We start from the raw sequence: 20,540 nt of genomic DNA, 5'->3' as shown, positions 1-20,540 counted from the left end.
ACAAGTAACCCATGCCGAGTGGGCTACCAATAGCAGCGGTGACAGTTCAAGTTTGGCTCCCTAGTCACCGGCCCCGTGCGAGACAAGCACAACAGCAGCCGCGAACCTTCAAGTTCAGATCAAAAGTCACCTTCGGGTGACGTAAACACCCCGCCATCACAGTTTTGTCATCAATTTTCCGCCACAAATATTTCACCGAAGCTAATTTCTTTTGAGAATCATCAACTTACCCCGAAAAGATCGCATGAAAGTGAGTTTTTTACCCATACTTTGTAAGTAATGTGCGAATTGCGATGATTAATCAATCTCTGTTGTTATTACGCAAGCAGCGCAGATTGCCTACAGAAAACTAATAACTATTTTTAATCATTTCAAATGACGGAGAAAGCATGGCCCTAGACGAATTGAAGAACGGCATCAGTGCCGTACCAGTAGCTGGCGAAATTCTGGCTGGCGTATTGGACACCTTTGCTGGCTCGCTGCCAGCCGCCCCCGAACTGCCTGGCTTGGACGCCATTCCCGGTTTGGACGCATTGCCTATTCCCACAGACAGCCTGCCCGGACTGGACTCACTGACTGGTCTGCTGGACGGCGGTTTGCCCACGCCTCCAGCTGGCATTCCAGGCTTGGACTCAATTCCCGGTTTGGATATGCTGCCAACCAGCCCAGATGCCATCACTGACCTGCTGACAGGCGGACTGCCCGACGCCCCTTCAATTCCCGGTCTCGATGCAATTCCTGGCCTGGACGCACTGCCACTGCCAACCGACGGCGCCCCAAGCCTGGACGCACTCACTGACCTGCTCGGTGGTGGTTTGCCAGAAGCCCCCGCCCTACCAGGCCTGGACGCCATTCCTGGTCTGGATGCACTGCCAATTCCAACCGACGGTCTGCCAAGCCTGAGCACACTGACTGACCTGCTCAGCGGTGGTTTGCCCGATGCGCCAGCACTGCCTGGTTTGGACGCAATCCCTGGTCTGGATGCGATTCCTGGCCTGGATGCACTGCCAATTCCAACAGACGGCCTGCCAGGCCTGGACTCGTTGACCGGCCTGCTCGGCGGTGGTTTGCCCAGCCTGCCCGGCGGTGGTGACACAGGTGGCGGCCTGCCTGCCAGCCCCATCAGCTTTGAAGACGGCACACTGACCTTGGCTTTGCCAGAAGGCCTGCCAATTTCAGCGTCTGTGAGCATCAGTGGCCTGGAAGTGCCCGAAGCAGGTTTGCCCCTGCCTGCCTAAGCTTTAGGCAACAGCAGTTCTTGACTCCACACAGTGGTTTAGCCAGCCTTCGGGCTGGCTTTTTTATGACTGCCCGCTTTTGATCAAAAGAGCCCGGTCGTACACCGTGTTTTTGGCCATGCCAGTGGCTTTCACCACCAGCGCCACTGCTGTCTTCAGCGGCAACTCGGCCAATAACAAGGTAAGCCAGGTGTCCAGATCTGCGCTGGCCTGCGCAGCTTCTGCATCATTGTCAGAATCCTGCTTACCGCCGATCACCCACGCCCATTCGCCACGCTCGGCGTTGGCATCTTGCCGCACCTGCTCAAACACCTGCTCACCACTGCCCCGGTAAAAGGTTTCAAACTGTTTGGTCAACTCGCGACCGGCGCACATTTCGCGCCCGCCCATGCCAAGGCTTTCAAGATCATCCACCAGTTGCATCACGCGGTGGGGCGCCTCAAACACCACCTGAGGCTCCGGGCAGGCCAACCAGGTTTTCAAATCATCCAAACGGTTTTTTCCTTTCGCTGGCAAAAAGCCACGAAAAGTGAAAGCGCCGTCCACCAAACCGCTCGCGGCCACCACAGCCAACACACTGCTGGCACCGGGCACCGGCACCACAGTAAAACCGGCCTCTGCCACACAGCGAACTACCACGGCGCCAGGATCCGACACGGCCGGCGTGCCCGCATCGCTCACCAACGCCACCGACTCGCCACGCTGCAAACAAGCCAGCACCCCCTGCGCGCTTTCGCGTTCATTGTGGGCATGGTGCGCCATCAAGGGCTTTTTGATACCCAGTGCATCCAGCATGCGGGCGGTGTTGCGGGTGTCCTCCGCGGCAATTCGATCCACCTGCTCCAACACTGCGCGCGCACGAAGACTAAGGTCACCCATATTGCCGATGGGGGTTGCCACCACATAGAGGGAAGGTTCTCGCCTTGTTTCACTCTGAGCATCAGAATTCACAGCATCGTTCATTCCATTTCCTTCACCGGCGTTCTGCATGGCGCTCAAATCCAAATCCAAAGTTCCTGAATTGTCCGGCATTCCATGGGGCAGACGCAAATCGCGATCACCAAAAGCCAAAATTCCATGGCTTACCCCCAAAGAAAAGCCCGACACCACCAACAGAAGGCCACCGACGCACAAAATTGCCGTGTTGGCGGAGGGGCAACTTGCTGAAACCCAAGCCTTGCGCCTGCTTGAACGACACGGACTAATCCTGGTGACACGAAATCACCGTTGTCGCTGCGGTGAAATTGATTTAATCATGGCGCATGGCAACACCGCAGTCGTTGTGGAAGTTCGGCTTCGCAACAACAGCCGCCATGGCAGCGCGCTTGAGAGTATTTCCAGTCACAAGCAGGCCCGCGTGTCGCGTTGCGCAAAGCTGTGGTGGATGCAGCAGGGTCAACGCAAGTTCACGCACCTGCGTTTTGATGTGGTCGCACTGGAAAACGGCACTGAACCACAGTGGGTGCAAAATGCGTGGCAAATCAGCAACTAAAGCGGAATCAAACCGCTGCGCCATGCAAATCGCCTGCAACGGGGTCACCTATAATAGAAGGCTCGAGATAACTGCCAGAAGGCCTGTCGCCATGGACTTGATCACACGCATTACCCAACAATTTGACGAAAGCATTGCCGCCAAACAGGCCGCCACCGAAGAGTTGGCTGGGCCCATTTCCGAGGCAATCGAACTCATGGTGAATGCACTCACCAATGGTGGCAAGGTACTGGCCTGTGGCAACGGTGGCTCGGCAGGCGATTGCCAACACTTTGCGGCTGAACTGGTGGGCAGGTTCGAGCGCGAGCGCCCCGGCTTGGCGGCCATTGCACTCACCACCGATTCATCGGCCATCACTGCGATTGGCAACGATTACAGTTTCAATGAAATTTTTTCAAAGCAGGTGGCGGCCATTGGCCAGCCTGGTGATGTGTTGCTGGCCATTTCAACCAGCGGCAACTCGAAGAACGTACAACTGGCCATTGAGGCCGCACACGCTCGCGACATGACCATTGTTGCGCTCACTGGCAAGGGCGGCGGCCAAATGGTGCACCAGCTGAAAGAAGGCGATGTGCATGTGTGCGTGCCGCACAACCGCACTGCCCGCATTCAGGAAATACATTTGTTGGCGATCCATTGCATTTGCGATGGCATCGACCTGAGTTTACTTGGAGAAGAAGAAAATGAGTCGTAACCCCCGGTTTTTTACCCGCACACGTTCCTCCGCCATCTGCGCCATCTTGATGGCTTCACTGGCAGCACCGCTGTTGGGCGGCTGTTTTGTAGGTGCAGTCGCGGGCATTACAGCGGGCTCTCTGGCTGCTGCAGACCGCCGCACCGTCGGCACTCAAGTTGAAGACCGCACTTTGCAGGTCAAAGCTGAAAGCGCCATTCGCGAAAGTTTTGGCGAAAACGTGCACGTCAACGCCACTGTGTATAACCGCCAAATTCTGCTGACCGGTGAAGCGCCCGACGACACCACCCGCGCACAGGTCGAGGCTCGTGTTTCCACGCTGCCCAACATTCGCCTGATCGTGAACGACATTCAAGTGGGCTTCAAAAGTTCCTTGTCAGCGCGCTCCAACGACGCATTCATCACCGGCAAGGTCAAAGCCTCCCTGCTGGATGCACAAGACATTTTTGCCAACTCATTCAAAGTCACCACTGAAGCAGGTGTTGTGTACCTGATGGGCCTGGTCACTGAACGCGAAGCCAACCGTGCAGCCTCCATTGCGGCGGGCGTACCCGGCGTAGTGAAGGTGGTCAAGGTGCTTGAATTGATTTCTGAAGCTGAACTTTCCCGCCTGTCGGCCACTCCAAACAACGGAAGTGCGCCCGTGGAAAACGGCCCGCGTTAATCAGTTACACAAAAAAAGCCGGCAATGATCAAAAAATTTCTTACCCTGTTTTCAACCCTTGCAGTGGTCAGCATGCTGGCCGCCTGCGGGGGCGACAAAGCACCGCAAGTGGATTACGTCACCATTCAAGGCCAAACCATTACACCGGCCGATTACCAGGGCCAGGTGATGCTTGTGAACTTTTGGGCAACCAGTTGCACCACTTGCGTGAAAGAAATGCCAGACATTGTCGACACCCACAACAAGTTCAAAGACCAGGGCTTCAGAACCATTGCGGTGGCCATGAGCTACGACCGCCCCGATTACGTGGTGAATTTTGCGGAAACCCGCAAGCTGCCATTTGATGTGGCGCTGGATGTGAACGGCAATATTGCGAAAGCCTTCAAGGATGTCCAAATTACGCCCACCACCTATGTGATCAATCGCAAAGGCGAAATCATCAAAACCTATGTGGGTGAACCCGACTTCGCAGCTTTGCACCAGTTGATCGAGAAATCGCTGGCTGAAAAGGTTTAAGGCCGGCAACATTCGCCGGGCTTATTCATCGCCCCACTTGAAATCATCCATCACACGGCGGTCTCGCTTGGTGGGCCGCGCCTTGATCTCCAGGGCAGGGTCTTTCATTAATTTGCGGTTGGCCGCGCGCTCGGCACGCTTTTTCGCACTTTCCATGGTTTCTTCGTACAGGCCTTGCGCAATGGTGGCGCTACCCCGCTTGTCGCCCAGGCCTTTCACCACCAGCACCATGTCGTCCCAACCCACAGGCACAGTGAGCACATCACCCACCTGCACACCATAAGCGGGTTTCACACGCTCATCGTTGCACTTCACCTTGCCACCTTCCACCACCTCGGTGGCCAGCGAACGGGTTTTGAAAAAACGGGCAGCCCACAACCATTTGTCAATGCGTACCTTGGCACCCGGTGCTGAAAAATCGGTTTTGCCATTTGGTGTTTTAGCGAGTTCGGGGTTTCTGTTTTTACTGCGGCTCAAACTGACTCCATCGGGGATTCCCACACTGGTTGGCCTACCTTGCTTCAGGTAGCCTTTGGGGCTTCCATGAATTCAAACAAGGACAAGGCTGTGAAACACTCCATCGCAATTATTCCCGGCGACGGCATCGGTCAGGAAATTATGCCAGAAGCGCTGAAGGTGCTGGCTTGGGCTGAAAAAACCCATGGCATTGCGCTGGAGTTGCATCACAAAGACTGGGCACACTGCAACTACTACCTGAAACACGGCAGCATGATGCCCGAAGACTGGAAGCCCCAACTTGAGGCCTGCGAAGCCATTCTGTTCGGCGCGGTGGGCATGCCCCACCTGGTGCCCGATCATATTTCCCTGTGGGGCTCGCTGCTGCGCTACCGCCGTGAATTCGACCAGTACGTGAACCTGCGCCCCGTTAAACTGCTGCCAGGCGCACCCTGCCCCTTGGCCAACAAAAAGCCGGGTGATATCGACTTTGTGGTGGTGCGTGAAAATACCGAAGGCGAATATTCGGCCGTGGGCGGCCGCATGTTTGAGGGCACTGACCGTGAAATTGTGCTTCAGGAAAGTGTATTCACCCGCCACGGTGTAGACCGGGTGTTGAAGTTTGCATTCGAAATGGCCCAAAACCGGCCTCGCAAAAAGCTGACCGCTGCCACCAAGAGCAACGGTATTGCCATCAGCATGCCCTACTGGGACGAGCGCGTGGACAACATGGCTCAAGGCTACCCTGAGGTGGCCTACGACAAACAACACGTGGACATTCTAGCTGCCCGGTTCGTGATGCAACCTGAGCGCTTTGATGTGGTGGTGGCCAGCAACTTGTTCGGCGACATTCTCAGCGACTTGGGGCCAGCCTGTACCGGCACCATTGGCCTGGCTCCCTCGGCCAACCTGAACCCAGACCGCACATTTCCGTCGCTGTTTGAACCCGTGCATGGCTCGGCACCCGACATTGCCGGCAAAGGCATTGCCAACCCGATCGCCATGATTTGGTCAGCCGCCTTGATGATCCAGTTTTTGGGGAACAGCCCGGCAGTGGTGGCAGCAGGTCGCCAAGCAAGCTACCAGCTGGCCCACGACCAAATTCTGGCTGCCATTGAAGCGGTGCTGGAAAGCGGTGACCCTGGCGTGCTGACAGGTGACTTGAAAGGAAAGGGAACCACCAAAACCCTGGGCGATGCCATTGTCAAAGCGTTGGGCTAACACCCGGTTTTGAGTCACTAGTTCGCCCCGTTCTTGGCCAGGTACCAACCTGTGTGAGTGGGGCGAAGAGCCATTTCAATCACGAAGCTGGGCTGCAAGGTACCCGCCACTGCCGTGCCCGTGCTCAAGGTAAACACCGAAGGATCGAACGACTCTACCTTCAGGTTCTTGAAGTGATTCAACATGTGGGCGTCTTTCAAGCTGGCCTCAAAACGCGCTGAAACCGCGTCTTCCTGACCAAATGGCTTGTTCCGAATGTAGTCGACTGTTTTTTCAACCCACAGGCGACCGAAACACAAGGCCTCGTTGTCACCCTGAGGGCCTTGCCTGAAGTGAACACCTTCCAGTTTTTTCAAACCGCTTGACGGCATGATCACCCAGCGACCATCGCGGGTTTGGAAAATATCCAGCAAACCCGACAAATCCCAAGCCTTAACCTCGCGGGCCACAGCACTGTTGGATGGCACCTGGTCGCGGGCGTACTGCTCAATCGCTTCCGGGCTGGGCAAACGTGCGCACAGGGCACCATGGCTCAAAATAAAGGTTTCAGCCCTTGCGCCTTTGAGCAAGTTGTCTTCATTCAAATTGGTGCGGGGGTTGCAAGCCATGAGCAAACCTGCAAACACGGTCAGGGCGATCCAGTTAAAAACAGGGCGGGTCATTGTGAGGTTCCTTTTTCACTTACAAACATTGTGAATCTTTGTAAGACCATTGAAACCTCAAAAACAACTGGAAAGGCCTGCCTATTTGCGCGCATGCCCCAAGGCACGGGGCGGTGAATAACCCAGTTGCCGGGCCTGCGCCTCGGCCTGCGCAGCCAACAGGGGCTGTGCAGCCTCACGGTAGTACAGCGCCAGTTCGTAGCTTGCAATGCCATTGCCCAAACCACCGGCGTACTGCAACCAACCCACATATCGCAACTGGCCTTGTTCAGTGTCGGCTTGCCTGTGCAAACGTGCAATCCGGGCGGCTGCGTCTTTGTCACCGCGTGCTGCCCGAACCAGGTCAGCACCAGCATCCACCTGCAATTGGGACGGCAGCGGCTGGGGCAACACAAAACTGGTTTTAAACAGCTTGACCTCTTTGTTGCGCAACACACTCAAGGCCTGCTGGGCACCGGCCTGATAAACCATCACTGATTTTGCTTGAATACTGTTTGGATAAGAGGTCAGAAAAGACTGGCACAAGCGAAGCAGATCAACAGGCCACTGCGTGGACTGAATGGCCAGCCAGTCGGCCTCCTCCTGAGGTGACATGGGCTGCAGCGCGGGCAGGCCCAATATTGCAGACGCAGACACCGTCAGCGGAACCTGCACACGGGCATTGTCTGCAATGAACGGGTTTTGGGCCAAACGTCGAATTGCAGCAAGCGGGTGCTTCAGCATGGTGTTCTCCACATCTTCCTTCACCATTCGAAACAAATCGTTGAAAGTGATATGACCTTCCGACTCCCGAAGCAGTTTTACCAAAGCACCCGTGTAAAAAGTGTTTTGATCCGCACTGGCCGGGGACACGGCGGGTTTGCCAGCCCCTGTTGAAAAACACACCAGGCTGCCCACGGGTGCTTCAACCTGATTCAAACCTTCACCATCGCCTAATGCATTGCGCAAATCGGTTCTGCATGCATCAATCACCGTGATGTTCAAGGCCTGCGGCCTGGGTGGCAGTGCAGCCAGCAACTTTTGCTGAAGCACCAGGGAGCGCGCCAGTAAATCACGGCGAGGTGCCGTGGGGTTCGCCCCCGAGCCCAACAGCAAATTGTTGGAGTCCACCTGCAAACCGTGGCCCGCGTAATAAAACAGAGTGACCGCATTCGGAGGCGCTTGCTCAACCCGTTTTACAAATTCGTTCACCGTGGTTTGCAGGCTGCTTTCATCCAGGTTCATGGCCTGGGTTACATCAAAACCCCGAAAGGCCAAGGCCTCGCCAAGGTCCATCACATTTTTGTGAATGGGTGGCAAATCGTGCGGAACCGGGTAATCACCATTGCCGATCAACAAAGCCAGCCTGTGCGTGTAGGGCGCAGCCGAATTGCTTGCCACATTGCCCGCCCGGGCAGGTTGCAGTCGAAAAACAAGTGGTGCAACCGACAACACTCCTGCCAAACCCAACAAGGTTTGCAGTGCACTTCGCCGGCCGGGCAACTGCGGCAACGTTGAGCATGGCAGTTTTATTGTGGTCGTTTTAGTCGTACTGATATGTGAACTCGTGGCCATCTGTGCTGATACTCAATGTGCTGACTGATTTGCCCAGCAGGGTGGCCTGCAACAATTGACGGCTCACCGTGGGCAACAAAGTGTTGCTCAAAATGGTGCCCACCATGCGCCCGCCCGAGTCAGCCTCGTTGCAACGGGCCACAATGCGTTCAATCACCGAAGGGTCGATTTGAACCGCCATTCGGTGTGTAGAAGCAATGCGTTGCTGAATGCGGCTTAACTGCGAGCGAACGATGTTGGCCAGCATGTCACTGGAAAGCGGGTAATACGGCACCACTTCCAGCCGCCCCAACAAGGCAGGTGGAAACACTTGCAACATGGGTGCACGCAGGGCCTTCACAAGTTCCTCGGGTTCAGGCATTTCTCCGGCGTGCAAACCCGCTTTGCAAAGCGCCATTAATTCAGGGGTGCCAACATTCGTGGTCAACAAAATCAGGGTGTTGCGAAAATCAATTCGGCGTCCTTCGCCGTCCTCCATCCAGCCTTTGTCAAACACCTGAAAAAACAGCTCGTGCACATCGGGGTGGGCTTTCTCGACTTCATCCAGCAACACCACACTGTAGGGCTTGCGGCGCACGGCCTCGGTCAACACACCGCCTTCACCATACCCCACATAACCGGGTGGCGCGCCTTTCAGTGAAGACACTGTGTGCGCCTCCTGGTACTCACTCATATTGATGGTGACCACATTGTGCTCGCCGCCGTACAAGTTCTCGGCCAGGGCCAAAGCAGTTTCAGTTTTCCCCACGCCCGAAGTGCCCGCCAGCATGAATACACCCACCGGTTTGTTCGGGTCATCCAGCCCGGCGCGACTGGTTTGAATTCGACGCGCAATCGTTTCCAGCGCATGCGGCTGGCCAACAATGCGTGCTCCCAGCGCGCTACTCAGGTTCAGCACGTTTTCAATTTCATTGCGCACCATGCGCCCAACGGGAATACCCGTCCAGTCGGCCACCACGGCCGCCACGCACTGCGCATCCACCTGTGGGTGAATCATGGGTGTTTCGCCTTGCAGCGCCTTGATCTCGCATTCCAGCGCCTTCAATTGCTCAAGATTGGCCAATGCCTGCCCACTGCTAGTTTCATTGGCATCTGTTTGATCAACGTCACGGCGCAAAGTCAGCAGGGAATCCAGTACCCGCTTTTCCTCTTGCCATTGCGATTGCAACTTCTCCAATTCCTCAGTCAGCCTGATCGATGCTTCTTCAATTTCACCAATCCGTGCTGCATGCTCACGCCCAAATGCTGCTTCCTTTTCAATCGCCTGTCGCTCAACACGCAAAGCAGTCAACCGCTTCTGAACCGACTCGATTGGTGCAGGTGTGGCGTGCTGGGAAACAGCCACGCGTGCGCATGCGGTGTCGAGCAGACTGATCGCCTTGTCTGGCAACTGCCGCGCGGGAATGTAACGGTGTGACAAACGCACCGCCGCCTGCACTGCGTCATCGAGCAGCCAAACCCCATGGTGCACCTGCATGGCCGCGGCCAAACCACGCAGCATGTCGATGGCCTTGGCCTCGCAAGGCTCATCCACCTGCACCACCTGAAAACGCCGCGTCAGTGCCGGGTCTTTCTCAATGTATTTTTTGTACTCTGCCCAGGTTGTCGCCCCTATGGTTCTGAGCGTGCCACGCGCCAAGGCGGGCTTGAGCAAATTGGCTGCATCACCAGTGCCCTGGTTTCCACCTGCCCCCACCAGGGTGTGCACCTCATCGATGAACAAAATGGTGCTTTGCTCGCTGGCCTGAATTTCATCAATCACTTGGCGTAGCCGCTGTTCGAACTCGCCTTTCATGGAAGCACCGGCCTGCAACAAACCCAGGTCGAGGGTTAATATTCGCGCCCCTCGCAAAGCGGGTGGTACATCACCAGCCACCACCTGCAAGGCAAACCCTTCAACCACCGCAGTTTTGCCCACACCCGCTTCACCGGTAATCAGGGGGTTGTTTTGGCGCCGGCGCAGCAAAATATCGACAATCTGCCTCACCTCCAGTTCACGACCACACACCGGGTCTATCTCGCCCTTGCGCGCTTTGTCGGTCAGGTCCACGGTGTAGCGCATCAAGGCTTCTTCACCGCCCAACTGGGCAGCAGGCATGGCTCCGCTGGCCTGCCCGGGCAGTGCACCCGGCGGCACGTCGGCAGTCAACAAAGACTGCTCGGCGGAGTTTGCCACCAGTTGTGCAAATTGTTCGCTGAGCGCGGCCTCCGGAATTTGTTTGAAGCGGGGTGAAATTTTCAGTAGTTCATGCAACAGAAAATCTGTTTTCAACAAGGCAACCAACACATGACCCGTGCGTACTTTCTGTGCGCCAAACATGAGTGAGCCATAAACCCACGCCCTTTCTACGGCATTGGTCACATGCTCTGACAAATCGGAAATGCCTTGCGCACCGCCGGGCTGACACTCAAGGGCACGCTGCACGTCGGCAAGTACGGCGCTTGCATCCAACTCAAAATGCCGAAGAATGTGATGCCAGTCGCTGTCATCTTGTTGAAGAATTTGTGCAACCCAGTGCACCAATTGCACATAGGGATTGCCTCGCAGTTTGCACAGCACAGTGGCGCCTTCAACCGATTTGAATGCAATGGGATTTAATTTGGCAAACAGCGAAACACGGCTGATATTGCTCATGCTGAACTCCTGGACAATGAAGAATAGGTGGGAACCGCAGGATATTTCATGCGAACGGTGGTCGGCTTTTGCGCGCGTTTGTGCAGCTGTAGTTCACCCAGCCATGCCGTGCGCCCCAACTGGGCTGTGCCGTCAAGGCAAGCTTGCGGAATTTTGTCAGGGCTGATTTGAAGTGCAAATTCACAATCAAATTCAAGCCCCAGGTAGGCATGGGCCGCCTGCACAAGGCGCTTGCGGCCTTCGGTGGCGGGCAACAGTTGTTGGTAAGCGCTGTAGGCCATGGGACCAATATCAATTTTTATTTTGCTTTGCGCACACCACACCCTGCTGCCAAGCATGGCCCCACGCCCAAGCACTTGTGGGCCAGCCTGCACAGGCAATTGCAGCCATTGCGCCTGAAAGGGAAAAATTTGCACTGGCAAACCAGTCAATGCCGACAGGCTGTTGGCCAGGCCTTCCTGTGTTTTGCTTCGCCGGGTGAAGTGCGCTGCCAGACTGGCGCGAAAATGAGTGGGCAAGGCCTCGCGCCCCCAGCTGGATGATGCACCATGGCCCACCAAACTATTCAAATGCTGCGCAAACGGATTGAACGTTTTGCGGTGATAGGCAATATGTGGTTGCGACTCGGCCCATGCCCTGTAAAACAACAAATAAGCCCGATGGTGAAAGATATCCAGAAACTCGGCGAATGTGGGGTCATTCCACTGGTGAATCCGCGTGTAGGCATGTTCTGTGTAATGCAGTGGCAAGGCGCCATTGGGGCCCAACAAACCGAAATTCTGGATGTACAACTTTGGAATCGCACCCAAACGCCCAGCCACAATGGTGTCTTCGCGTTTGAAATCTTGCGTGGCGAAATCAAGGTAGGGGCGCTGCCCCAAACGCACAGGGTCATCACGCAGACGCAATGATTTTCCAAGCAAAGGCTTGCCCGAATGGGCATGTTCAATTTGCCGCAGCAAGGCAAAAAAATTCGGGGCAGGTGGTTTGAGCGCGCTCATTTGTACAAGCCCTGCTACAGCAAAGGCCGGTTGCCCGACCGTGCAGGAAAATCAAACACTGCACCCGTGCTGTGCAGACGTACCCGGGTTTGCACAAATGAATTCACCGACACATGGCTTGCAAGGTAGAAGGCCAGCACACTGCCCAGCACCAGGGCACCAGTGCCCTGCAAGGCCAGTTCATCCAGTGTGAGCGTAACCAGCAAGCCACGCACCACAGCCGGCCTGCCTTGACGGACAACACGCGACACCAGTGGTTGCGACTCAACTGCCAGAATGGCCCTGGCCATGTGTTGATGAGCCTGCTGCGCAGGGTCGGCGTGCAAGGCCAAAAGCTGCCCCAAAGCCAGGGCATCTTGATCGATCAAGCCGAGGTAGTTCAGTGACAAGTGCTCGATCAACTGCCAGCAACTTTGCCCGCCATACATGGCCGCCTTTGGACGGCTGGGGCCGCGCAAAAAGCGAATGGAGTGAACGGGCAAGTTGCCAGGCCAGGCCAGGTCTGAGGGCCCTTGCCCCACTGGCACCAGCAGGGGCAAATCCCGATTGGTACACAAAGCCTTCACCGCCAGCTGTTCAAGCCCATGTGTTTGAATGAGTTCACCAGTGGGCAAGGTAAGGCCAAGATAAACATCACTGCCTGAGTACGAGGAACGACCACCCTCGCGCACCTGTTTTTCTGACAGCAAAGTGGGCACACGCCGGTGTACGAATCTGGGGGTCTCACAATCGTTATGGGTGTTGGCTTGGGTCGACACCGCATACAAGGGCGGCAATTCCTGCACCTTGTTTTGCCCGTACCCCTGTACGCCCAGCACCGAATGCACTTCAAAATCGTGTGGCTTGCTACGATTGGGCTGCACTTGCACTTCATGCAAACGTTCATCCAGCAACACGCGGTCGCAATTCTGTTCAAACAAATTGACCACAGGGGTGCAATTCAAGGCCAATGAATCCACTCCCACAACACGGTCTAGCTCGGTATTTGGCTCGGCAAAACAGAAGGCCAGCTGAAATGTGGAATGCTGGCAACTGGCCAGAAAACGCCTTAAACCTTGAACACGGAAAAACAGAAATCGGGCCGGAAACGCAAAAAACTCCTGCAACAAACGCATGCCACTGAACTGGTTTGAATGGACCGGGAGCAGTGCCTGAGAATCATCAAGCCCCAAAGCAGCAACACACGGAAGAGGTAACCATTGCCAATCGACTTGTTCAGGTGCACGAATGCCAACCGAGACAGTTTGATGACACAACCTTTCCAAGAGTGCATAGGCGTATTCATCACCACAACTGACATGAAAATCGAGTTCATCCAATGGCAGTTGGGACAATGCAGAGTGCGTTGAATTCTCGATGGTGACCAGCAAAGCTGACCGTGGCTGCTTGCCACCCCGCATGGTTGGCACATGGGCCTTGAAAGGGCCGTGTTCAATGGCCTGAATGACCAAGGGCCACAAGGTTAAACTGTGCCCAACCCTGAACTTGCAGGGCGTGTTGATGCCCTTGGCCACCTGGCTTTGCAGCACGGTGCCGGCTGAAAGCGAAATGCCTTTTTTCAGGGCAACATCGCTGTGATTGGGATTAAGTTGCACCACCCCCATGGCGGGCACAGGGGCTAAAAAATTCGGGCTGATGCAGTTGAGCAATTGCTCGGTAAACCGCGGAAACTCCTCGTTCAAGCGAAGCTGAACCCGGGCAGTCAAGAAAGCAAACCCATCAAGCAATCTTTCTACATAGGGGTCTTGTACCTCGGTTGCATCCATCGCAAGGCGCGATGCAACTTTAGGAAAACGCGCAGCGAACTCGGCACCCGTGTCGCGCACGTGAGCAAGTTCCTGGATATAAAACTGAAGTAAACGCGGGTCCATGCTGCTTCGATGCCCGCGGCTCAGAAACCTGAGAGCGGCAACAACAGCACCTTGCCGGTTTCAAGATCCACTTCAGTGCGCAACATCAATTCGATTGGGTAGGGCTGAGCCCACAACAAACCGGAAATACGCAGGCCAATCACATTGTGCAAATGCATCAGACCTTGTTGGGTTTCCGCTGTTACTTTCAATGAATTCCCGTCGATTCGTGGTTCGAATCGCCGAATAAGATTGGCTACGGTTCGTTCAAAATCTTTGACATCGATCATGGATGCAATTTTTCCGGCCACTGGGGGCATGCCATAAGCCAGCACAGACTCATTCAATTGCGGCTGACCCTCAAGACACTTGCTGTCAAGAACACGGGTTGCATTCAGCAACTGTTCGAGATCGCGCAGCACCAGCTGACGCAGCGCTTCTTTGGTAATGAAGCGGCGATTGGCAGATTCAGTTTGAATGGCGGGCTCGTCATCCTGAAGACGATCCAGCAAGGCTGGTTGCAGCGCGTCCCGAGACTTACTCATACACGTCAATGTAAGTGCAGGCACCTGCCTTTAAATTGGCTGCCGACTTGGGGGTATACACCACTTCGATTTCCTTGAATGCAATCGAGAATGACTCCCCGACCTGCCGACCATCGCTTGCACTGCCTGTGATTTCATAATCGCAAATACGCGCCTTGCGCAAAGTAATACGCAGGTAATCAATGGTTGCAAGGCCACCAGGGTCGCGACAAGTGAGTACCACTTTGCTCAGCAGTTCCGCAGATTTCAAGGCACTCATGATTGCGGTGGTCGAACTGTCGATCGCCTTTTGCACGCTCAAAGTACGCACCGAGGCTTTGGATGCAAGTTGCGATGATGAATGGACTTGCTGGGACATGCCCCAAGACCAACCGGCGATTTCTATTTCACCCACATGACCACTGACCTGGCTTTCCCCTTGGATGGCCCCTTGGCGGGAACCATCCAGGGCCAGGAACATATCGACTTTCGACATTGTGTTTCCTGGCTGTCCGATTACTTCTCGGAGTTGGTTGCAATATTGAATGTGGCCTCAACCTTGCCTTCGGGGCCACCGTCTTTCTTCTGTGGCACGTACACATAGCTGAACTCGGCAAAGTTCAAAGTCACGGTTTCTGTCAGGCGGTCTTCACCACCAGAACCACCCTGACTTACGTTGGAGATGATGACGTCTTTCATGGTCAGCACAACATATTCCAGTGGCTTTTCACCTGCCTTGCGCACGGTCAGAATGGCTTCGTCGAAATGCTTGCCGTTGCAACATGCCTTGATCAGGTTTGGCGTTGCCTTGTCAATGTACTTGGTGAAGCTGATGTCCTGCACGCTGACTTTGCCTGCACCACCACCACGGCCCACATGGGTTGTGCCCGACTGGGACATGCCCCAGCTCCAGGCGGCAATATCGATCTCTTTGGCATGTACGCTGTCTACGGATTCGCCATCTACACCCTTGATTTTCAAAAACATGTCTACGGACATTTGATTCCCTCTGTAATTGGTTGATTAATAGTTCAAGTTTTAAGACGCTTTGGCGGATGGCAACTTGCTGACCAAACGCAAAGACACGGTGAGGCCCTCTAGCTGGTAGTGCGGGCGCAAATAGAATCGGGAGGCGTACATGCCGGGGTTGCCCTCTATTTCCTCAACAACCACTTCGGCTGCGGCAAGCGGACGAGAGGCTTTAACCGCCTCGGAAGAATTTGCAGGATCGCCGTCCACGTATTGCATGATCCAGTCTTGCAACCAGCGCTGCATGTCGGCGCGTTCCTTGAATGAACCCACTTTGTCGCGCACGATGCACTTCAGGTAATGCGCAAAACGACAGGTGGCAAACAGGTATGGCAGACGGGCGGCCAATTTCGCATTGGCTGTTGCGTCCGGGTCTTCGTACTCGGCAGGTTTGTGCAAAGACTGCGCACCAATGAAAGCTGCCAGATCACTGTTCTTTTTGTGAATCAGCGGCAAGAAACCGCTTTTGCTAAGCTCAGCCTCACGACGATCGGAAATGGCGATTTCGGTGGGGCACTTCATGTCCACTCCACCATCGTCAGTGGGGAAGGTGTGCGTGGGCAGGTTGGGTACTGCGCCGCCAGATTCAATGCCGCGAATGCGTGAGCACCAGCCGTACTCCTTGAATGATCGGTTGATGTTCACCGCCATGGCATAAGCCGAGTTGGCCCAGGTGTAGCGGCTGTGATCGGCCAGACCGGTGTCTTCTTCAAAAGCAAATTCTTCCACTGGATTGGTTTTCGCACCGTAGGGCTGACGGGCCAGAAACCGTGGCATGGTCAGGCCGAGGTATTTGGAGTCGTCTGCATCGCGCAGGCTGCGCCATGCGGCATAGTCGGGTGTGGAGAAAATTTTGGTCAGGTCGCGCGGGTTGGCAAGTTCTTGCCAGGAATCCATTTGCAAGGTGGCCGGAGACACTGCTGACAAAAACGGGGCATGTGCAGAGGCACTGATTTTTGACAACTCACCCAGCATTTCCACATCGGGCGGAGAGTGGTCGAAGTAGTAATCGCCGATCAAGCAGCCGTAGGGCTCACCACCGAACTGACCATATTCATGCTCGTAAATTTTCTTGAACACCGGGCTTTGGTCCCAAGCCACGCCCTTGTAACGTTTCAAGGTTTTGGCCAGTTCAGTTTTGGACACATTCATGAAACGAATTTTCAAGAACTCATCAGTTTCAGTGTTGTTGACCAGGTAATTCAGGCCGCGCCAGGCACTTTCCATTTGCTGGAAATCGGCGTGATGAATAATTTCATTGATTTGTACGGAAAGCTTTTGGTCGATTGCGGCGATCATTCGCTCGATGGAATCAACCACATCGTCGCCCACCAAGTCCACCCCCTCAAGCGCCTGCTGCGCCAGGGTAAGTACCGCAGACTCCACTTCAGACCTGGCCTCATCGGTTTTCGGCTTGAATTCTTTTTGCAACAGGGAAGACAGTTCACTGCCCTCAAGTTCGATGACATCGAGCGCACGATTTTGAAGTTGTTCAGACATGATTACTCACCTTTAGGGGAGGTTGATTCAACAGGCTTGACGCTGGTCGACAGGGTTTTCAACAAGGCAGGGTCAGCCAGCAGTTTTGCCAACAGCTCTTCAGCACCGTTTTTGCCATCCATGTACGTGAGCAGGTTGGACAGTTGCTGGCGTGCCTCCAGCAACTTGCGCAAAGGCTCTACTTTTCGCGCAATCGCCGCGGGGCTGAAATCGTCCATGGATTCAAAAGTGATGTCGACCGCCACATTGCCTTCGCCGGTGAGGTGGTTGGGCGCATGGAAGGCCACGCGCGGCTTGATGCTTTTCATGCGTGCATCAAAGTTGTCGACATCCACTTCCAGGAAATCACGCTCGGCCACCGGTGCCAATGGCACCTCGGATTTGCCGGACAAGTCGGACATGACCCCCATAACAAAAGGCAACTGAACCTTTTTTTGTGAACCGTACACTTCAACGTCATACTCAATTTGTACGCGAGGTGCACGATTGCGCCCCACAAATTTTTGTCCGCTCATTGATCAATCTCGCAAGTAAGAAGAATGGGTAAATGCAGGGCGACTTTAAGCATCTTCCTGCTCGAGAGAATCGGGATTGACTCCCATGATTTTTGCCACCTCGGCCAAGGCCTCTGGCGCAAGGTCTTTCATCAACTGCATGAAGTTTTTGTCGATCAGGCGACGCGCCCGTTTCAAGAGAAGCTGCGCCGGGTTGGTCGGCTCGGCATGCTCAAGGTAGGCACACACTTGATCAATGGCCGCCAAAGCCTGTGCACGGGAATGAATTCCTGCCGAAACCATTGAGGGCACGGGCTTACTTGAATTACAGCTTGAATCGAACAAAGCACTGTGTGGCACAGCCACCGGGTTTTGTTCCATTTGGGGTTCGGGCAGGCAGGACAGCACATGGTTCAGCAACACACCGAATTCGGAAAGTTGCGGCAGCCGATCCGCTTCGACATGTTGGGCCAGCGCGGCGAGAATTCTGTTCAAGTAAAGCTGGCTGCTCAACAACATGGCACGCAAGGCTTCAGCCTTGCCTTCCGGTGACCGAAAGAACAGCTCGATTTGCTCGCGAGACACGGGCACTTCAGTGCCAGGAGAATTGCCAGTGAGCGCTTCGAAGTCTTTTAGGCGAATGTCGCCAATTCGCGGATTTCCAACCACGACACAATTGCGCAGGGATTGAAAAAATGAGCCGCCGAATCCAAGCCCTTCAATGACGTTGATGCGGGCATAGGGATCGCCATCATCGAGAGGCGGATTGACGACAGGCCATGCCGTTTCGAGCAGGCTGGCCAGCGCACCTAAACTTTCTGGCAGGGTTTGCAAACCACCCAGATTCAAACGCGATTCGGCCCACAACACCACCAAGCGCAAATCTCGACTGCGCTCCAGCAATTGCAAGGCACCTGTTTCTACAGCACTCCAGTCGGGCGGTGTTGCTGCTTCAAACTGGGTCTCTGGCTTGCCTCGAGCTGCTTGTTGCAGTTCAAGAAATGCGTTGTCGTATTCAAGATTGGGGCCGCAGTCGCCTTGCACAAAGGGTGCCGCCCAGGAAGGTGCAAGCAATACCTCTGGTTCAACTGATGTTGCCGGGGTTGATGAAAATTGAGAAGCTGACACGTTGCGCAGAGGCCCTAATGGTAAAACCATGCGGGACTCTAGCAACGGAATTTGAAGTTGGCGATGGGTCTAACCTAAGCACCATCACCACATGTAGTGATCGAGTGATGTCTATCCGACTTTGCGGGTCAGTTCACGCAACAACACCCACTCCTCCGCAGAGCTTGGATGAACAGCAATGGTGCGATCAAAATCGGCTTTGGTCGCACCCATGGTGTACAACACACCCAGCAGTTGGATCATCTCGGGGGCATCGTCTCCAAGCATGTGAATACCCACTACTCGGTCAGTGGCATCATCGATCAGCAACTTCATGTAGGTTTTCTGTTCACCGCCAGAGAACTTGGTTTTCATGGGTGTGAACTCTGTTTCATACACACGGGTGGGTGCGCGCTTGGCCGCCTGTTCTTCGGTCAAGCCAACACTGCCAATGGGCGGTGAGGTGAAAGTGGCTGTGGGCACGCTGCTGTGATCCACCGAGAGATTCTTCCCGTTGAACTCATTTTCAGCCAGTGCGCGCCCTTCTGCGATGGCCACAGGTGTCAGGTTCACACGGTTGGTAACATCGCCCACGGCATACACACCTTTAATGCCAGTGTGGCTGTATTTGTTCACTTCAATTTCACCGGCAGGCCCCGTACGCAGGCCAATGTTTTCAAGTCCCAAGCCTTGCGTGTTGGGGCTGCGACCTGTGGCATTCAATACAAAATCAAACGTGTGCGCTCCTGCTGCGGTTTGCAATTCAAACGAGGCTCCTTGCTGGCCAAGTGATTTGAAATCGGTGTCGGGAAACAATTGAATGCCTTGCAGTTTCATGGCGGTGACCAAGCGATTTCGAATGCCTTCATCGAAACCGCGCAAGGGCAAGTCACCACGATAGAACACCGAGACCTCAGAACCGAGGCCGCGCAATATGCATGCAAATTCGAGCGCTATGTAACCCGCGCCAATCACACCCACACGTTTGGGCAACGTAGAAAGATCAAGCAGTTCATTCGAGGTTGCGGCAAGCTCAAGCCCCGGAAACGCGCTGCGATTGGGAGCCGCGCCACTGGCGATCAAAATTCGCTGGGTGTTCAATACCCGATCGCCCACTTGGACTTCTGTGGTGGACTTGATGACGCCATGGCCGCGAATGGTTTCAACCCCGCTGTTTTCAAGCATGCGGGCGTAGATGCCTTCGAGCCGGTCAATTTCCTTGCCTTTGGCTTCTTGCCATTGGGCCATTGAGAATTCTGCTTGTGCTACTTGCCAGCCGGGCTGCAAGCCTTCTCGCAGGGTTTGACCAAACTGTGCGGCATACATCATGAGTTTTTTGGGCACACAACCGCGAATAACACAGGTACCACCCAGCCGGCTGGATTCGATGAGTGCGACTTTGGCGCCATAGCTGGCCGCGCGGCGGGCGCTGGCCACTCCGCCTGAACCACCGCCGATGACGACGAGATCGTAAGGTGCGTTGGGTGTGCTCATTGAATTCTCCTTGGTGCTGCATTGAAGGTTTATTGTACCGCGAGGAGCTAGGAACGATCCTCGCGAGTCACCTTTGCGCGGGTTACCGCTGCTGTTCCTGGCCAACTCGGCATGGGTTACTTGTTCCGCACAGAAAACCGCTGAGTCCCTTTTTGAATGGATTCTTGCTCGCCGAGCTCGGCAAAAGGGCGGGCCGAGTCTCGGTGTCGGCTTGTAGCCGACCGCTGCGAATCCACTCAAGCGGGGCGGTTTTCTTAAAGTGCGCCCCAAGCAATCCCACTGCCGAGTTGGCTTGAACCCGCAGAGTGCGCCCATCTGCAAGTTCAGCCACCCATTCGAGTAGCCAAGACCTCTCTACCGCCGAGTCACTGAAGGCTGCGTTCAACGCCCAATCGGCGGCGGTGTTTCG

General features: G+C 55.0%; 21 protein-coding genes. 6 read left to right on the top strand and 15 right to left on the bottom strand.

From position 1 onward, the window contains the following. The first annotated feature begins 389 nt into the window (after positions 1–389). Positions 390–1,238 (top strand): hypothetical protein, encoded by an 849-nt coding sequence (locus B4C79_RS04210; RefSeq protein ID WP_105027578.1) that lies wholly within the window; start codon positions 390–392, stop codon positions 1,236–1,238. A 63-nt stretch (positions 1,239–1,301) separates the two neighbouring features. On the opposite strand, the gene rsmI is transcribed toward B4C79_RS04210, so the two are convergent. Further along, positions 1,302–2,201, bottom strand: a complete 900-nt coding sequence (gene rsmI / locus B4C79_RS04205) for a 16S rRNA (cytidine(1402)-2'-O)-methyltransferase (protein WP_291742658.1) — start codon at positions 2,199–2,201, stop codon at positions 1,302–1,304. 25 nt (positions 2,202–2,226) lie between these two features. Here rsmI and B4C79_RS04200 point away from each other — a divergent pair, with 25 nt between their 5' ends. From B4C79_RS04200 to B4C79_RS04185, 4 genes are all read left to right on the top strand, one after another. Continuing rightward, a complete protein-coding gene (locus B4C79_RS04200) occupies positions 2,227–2,730 on the top strand; it encodes a YraN family protein (protein ID WP_291742655.1) in 504 nt (167 codons plus the stop codon). Positions 2,731–2,821: 91 nt separating this feature from the next. After that, positions 2,822–3,424, top strand: coding sequence for a phosphoheptose isomerase (locus B4C79_RS04195; RefSeq protein ID WP_008247441.1), 603 nt, complete (start codon positions 2,822–2,824; stop codon positions 3,422–3,424). Then, positions 3,414–4,088, top strand: a complete 675-nt coding sequence (locus B4C79_RS04190; protein ID WP_105027580.1) for a BON domain-containing protein — start codon at positions 3,414–3,416, stop codon at positions 4,086–4,088. The genes B4C79_RS04195 and B4C79_RS04190 overlap by 11 nt, the downstream gene beginning before the upstream one ends. Before the next feature lie 24 nt (positions 4,089–4,112). Continuing rightward, the gene (locus B4C79_RS04185; protein WP_414673450.1) at positions 4,113–4,604 is read left to right on the top strand and encodes a peroxiredoxin family protein; all 492 of its coding nucleotides are present in this window, start codon (positions 4,113–4,115) and stop codon (positions 4,602–4,604) included. Positions 4,605–4,625: 21 nt separating this feature from the next. On the opposite strand, the gene B4C79_RS04180 is transcribed toward B4C79_RS04185, so the two are convergent. Further along, entirely contained in the window at positions 4,626–5,081 is a 456-nt protein-coding gene (locus B4C79_RS04180) for an RNA-binding S4 domain-containing protein (RefSeq protein WP_291742650.1), read from the bottom strand. A gap of 66 nt (positions 5,082–5,147) precedes the next feature. On the opposite strand from B4C79_RS04180, the gene B4C79_RS04175 reads away from it, so the two are divergent. Further along, positions 5,148–6,281, top strand: a complete 1,134-nt coding sequence (locus B4C79_RS04175; protein ID WP_291742647.1) for a tartrate dehydrogenase — start codon at positions 5,148–5,150, stop codon at positions 6,279–6,281. A gap of 17 nt (positions 6,282–6,298) precedes the next feature. Here B4C79_RS04175 and B4C79_RS04170 read toward each other — a convergent pair whose 3' ends face one another. The 13 genes from B4C79_RS04170 to B4C79_RS04110 form a co-directional block, all read right to left on the bottom strand. Then, complete coding sequence (locus tag B4C79_RS04170) at positions 6,299–6,943, bottom strand: hypothetical protein (RefSeq protein WP_291742646.1); 645 nt, start codon at positions 6,941–6,943, stop codon at positions 6,299–6,301. Between the two features lie 81 nt (positions 6,944–7,024). Beyond that, positions 7,025–8,323 (bottom strand): caspase family protein, encoded by a 1,299-nt coding sequence (locus B4C79_RS04165; protein WP_291752152.1) that lies wholly within the window; start codon positions 8,321–8,323, stop codon positions 7,025–7,027. A 142-nt stretch (positions 8,324–8,465) separates the two neighbouring features. After that, positions 8,466–11,132, bottom strand: coding sequence for a type VI secretion system ATPase TssH (gene tssH, locus B4C79_RS04160; protein WP_291742641.1), 2,667 nt, complete (start codon positions 11,130–11,132; stop codon positions 8,466–8,468). Further along, positions 11,129–12,133: a type VI secretion system baseplate subunit TssG gene (gene tssG, locus B4C79_RS04155; RefSeq protein ID WP_291742638.1), complete on the bottom strand. Its 1,005-nt coding sequence runs from the start codon at positions 12,131–12,133 to the stop codon at positions 11,129–11,131. The genes tssH and tssG overlap by 4 nt, the downstream gene beginning before the upstream one ends. Positions 12,134–12,147: 14 nt before the next feature. Continuing rightward, the gene (gene tssF, locus B4C79_RS04150; protein WP_291742635.1) at positions 12,148–14,004 is read right to left on the bottom strand and encodes a type VI secretion system baseplate subunit TssF; all 1,857 of its coding nucleotides are present in this window, start codon (positions 14,002–14,004) and stop codon (positions 12,148–12,150) included. A 20-nt stretch (positions 14,005–14,024) separates the two neighbouring features. Beyond that, positions 14,025–14,528 (bottom strand): type VI secretion system baseplate subunit TssE, encoded by a 504-nt coding sequence (tssE, locus tag B4C79_RS04145; protein WP_205882451.1) that lies wholly within the window; start codon positions 14,526–14,528, stop codon positions 14,025–14,027. Continuing rightward, positions 14,521–15,003, bottom strand: coding sequence for an Hcp family type VI secretion system effector (locus B4C79_RS04140; protein WP_105027588.1), 483 nt, complete (start codon positions 15,001–15,003; stop codon positions 14,521–14,523). The genes tssE and B4C79_RS04140 overlap by 8 nt, the downstream gene beginning before the upstream one ends. Positions 15,004–15,023: 20 nt before the next feature. Next, positions 15,024–15,506, bottom strand: coding sequence for an Hcp family type VI secretion system effector (locus B4C79_RS04135; RefSeq protein WP_105027589.1), 483 nt, complete (start codon positions 15,504–15,506; stop codon positions 15,024–15,026). Positions 15,507–15,545: 39 nt separating this feature from the next. Further along, positions 15,546–17,036: a type VI secretion system contractile sheath large subunit gene (gene tssC / locus B4C79_RS04130; RefSeq protein WP_171101093.1), complete on the bottom strand. Its 1,491-nt coding sequence runs from the start codon at positions 17,034–17,036 to the stop codon at positions 15,546–15,548. Between the two features lie 2 nt (positions 17,037–17,038). Continuing rightward, a complete protein-coding gene (gene tssB / locus B4C79_RS04125; RefSeq protein ID WP_291742629.1) occupies positions 17,039–17,551 on the bottom strand; it encodes a type VI secretion system contractile sheath small subunit in 513 nt (170 codons plus the stop codon). A gap of 45 nt (positions 17,552–17,596) precedes the next feature. Continuing rightward, positions 17,597–18,688 carry an ImpA family type VI secretion system protein gene (locus B4C79_RS04120; RefSeq protein ID WP_291742626.1) on the bottom strand — a complete coding sequence of 364 codons (1,092 nt, stop codon included), beginning with the start codon at positions 18,686–18,688 and terminating at the stop codon, positions 17,597–17,599. 81 nt (positions 18,689–18,769) lie between these two features. Next, on the bottom strand, positions 18,770–20,131 hold the full coding sequence (gene gorA, locus B4C79_RS04115) for a glutathione-disulfide reductase (protein WP_291742623.1): 1,362 nt from the start codon (positions 20,129–20,131) through the stop codon (positions 18,770–18,772). An 82-nt stretch (positions 20,132–20,213) separates the two neighbouring features. Continuing rightward, positions 20,214–20,540, bottom strand: a 327-nt coding sequence (locus B4C79_RS04110) for a hypothetical protein (RefSeq protein WP_291762252.1), incomplete at its 5' end; no start/stop codon positions are given.

This window comes from Limnobacter sp. UBA7229, from assembly GCF_002473065.1.
GTDB lineage: Bacteria > Pseudomonadota > Gammaproteobacteria > Burkholderiales > Burkholderiaceae_B > Limnobacter > Limnobacter profundi.
This window is presented reverse-complemented; position numbering and strand designations above follow the sequence as displayed.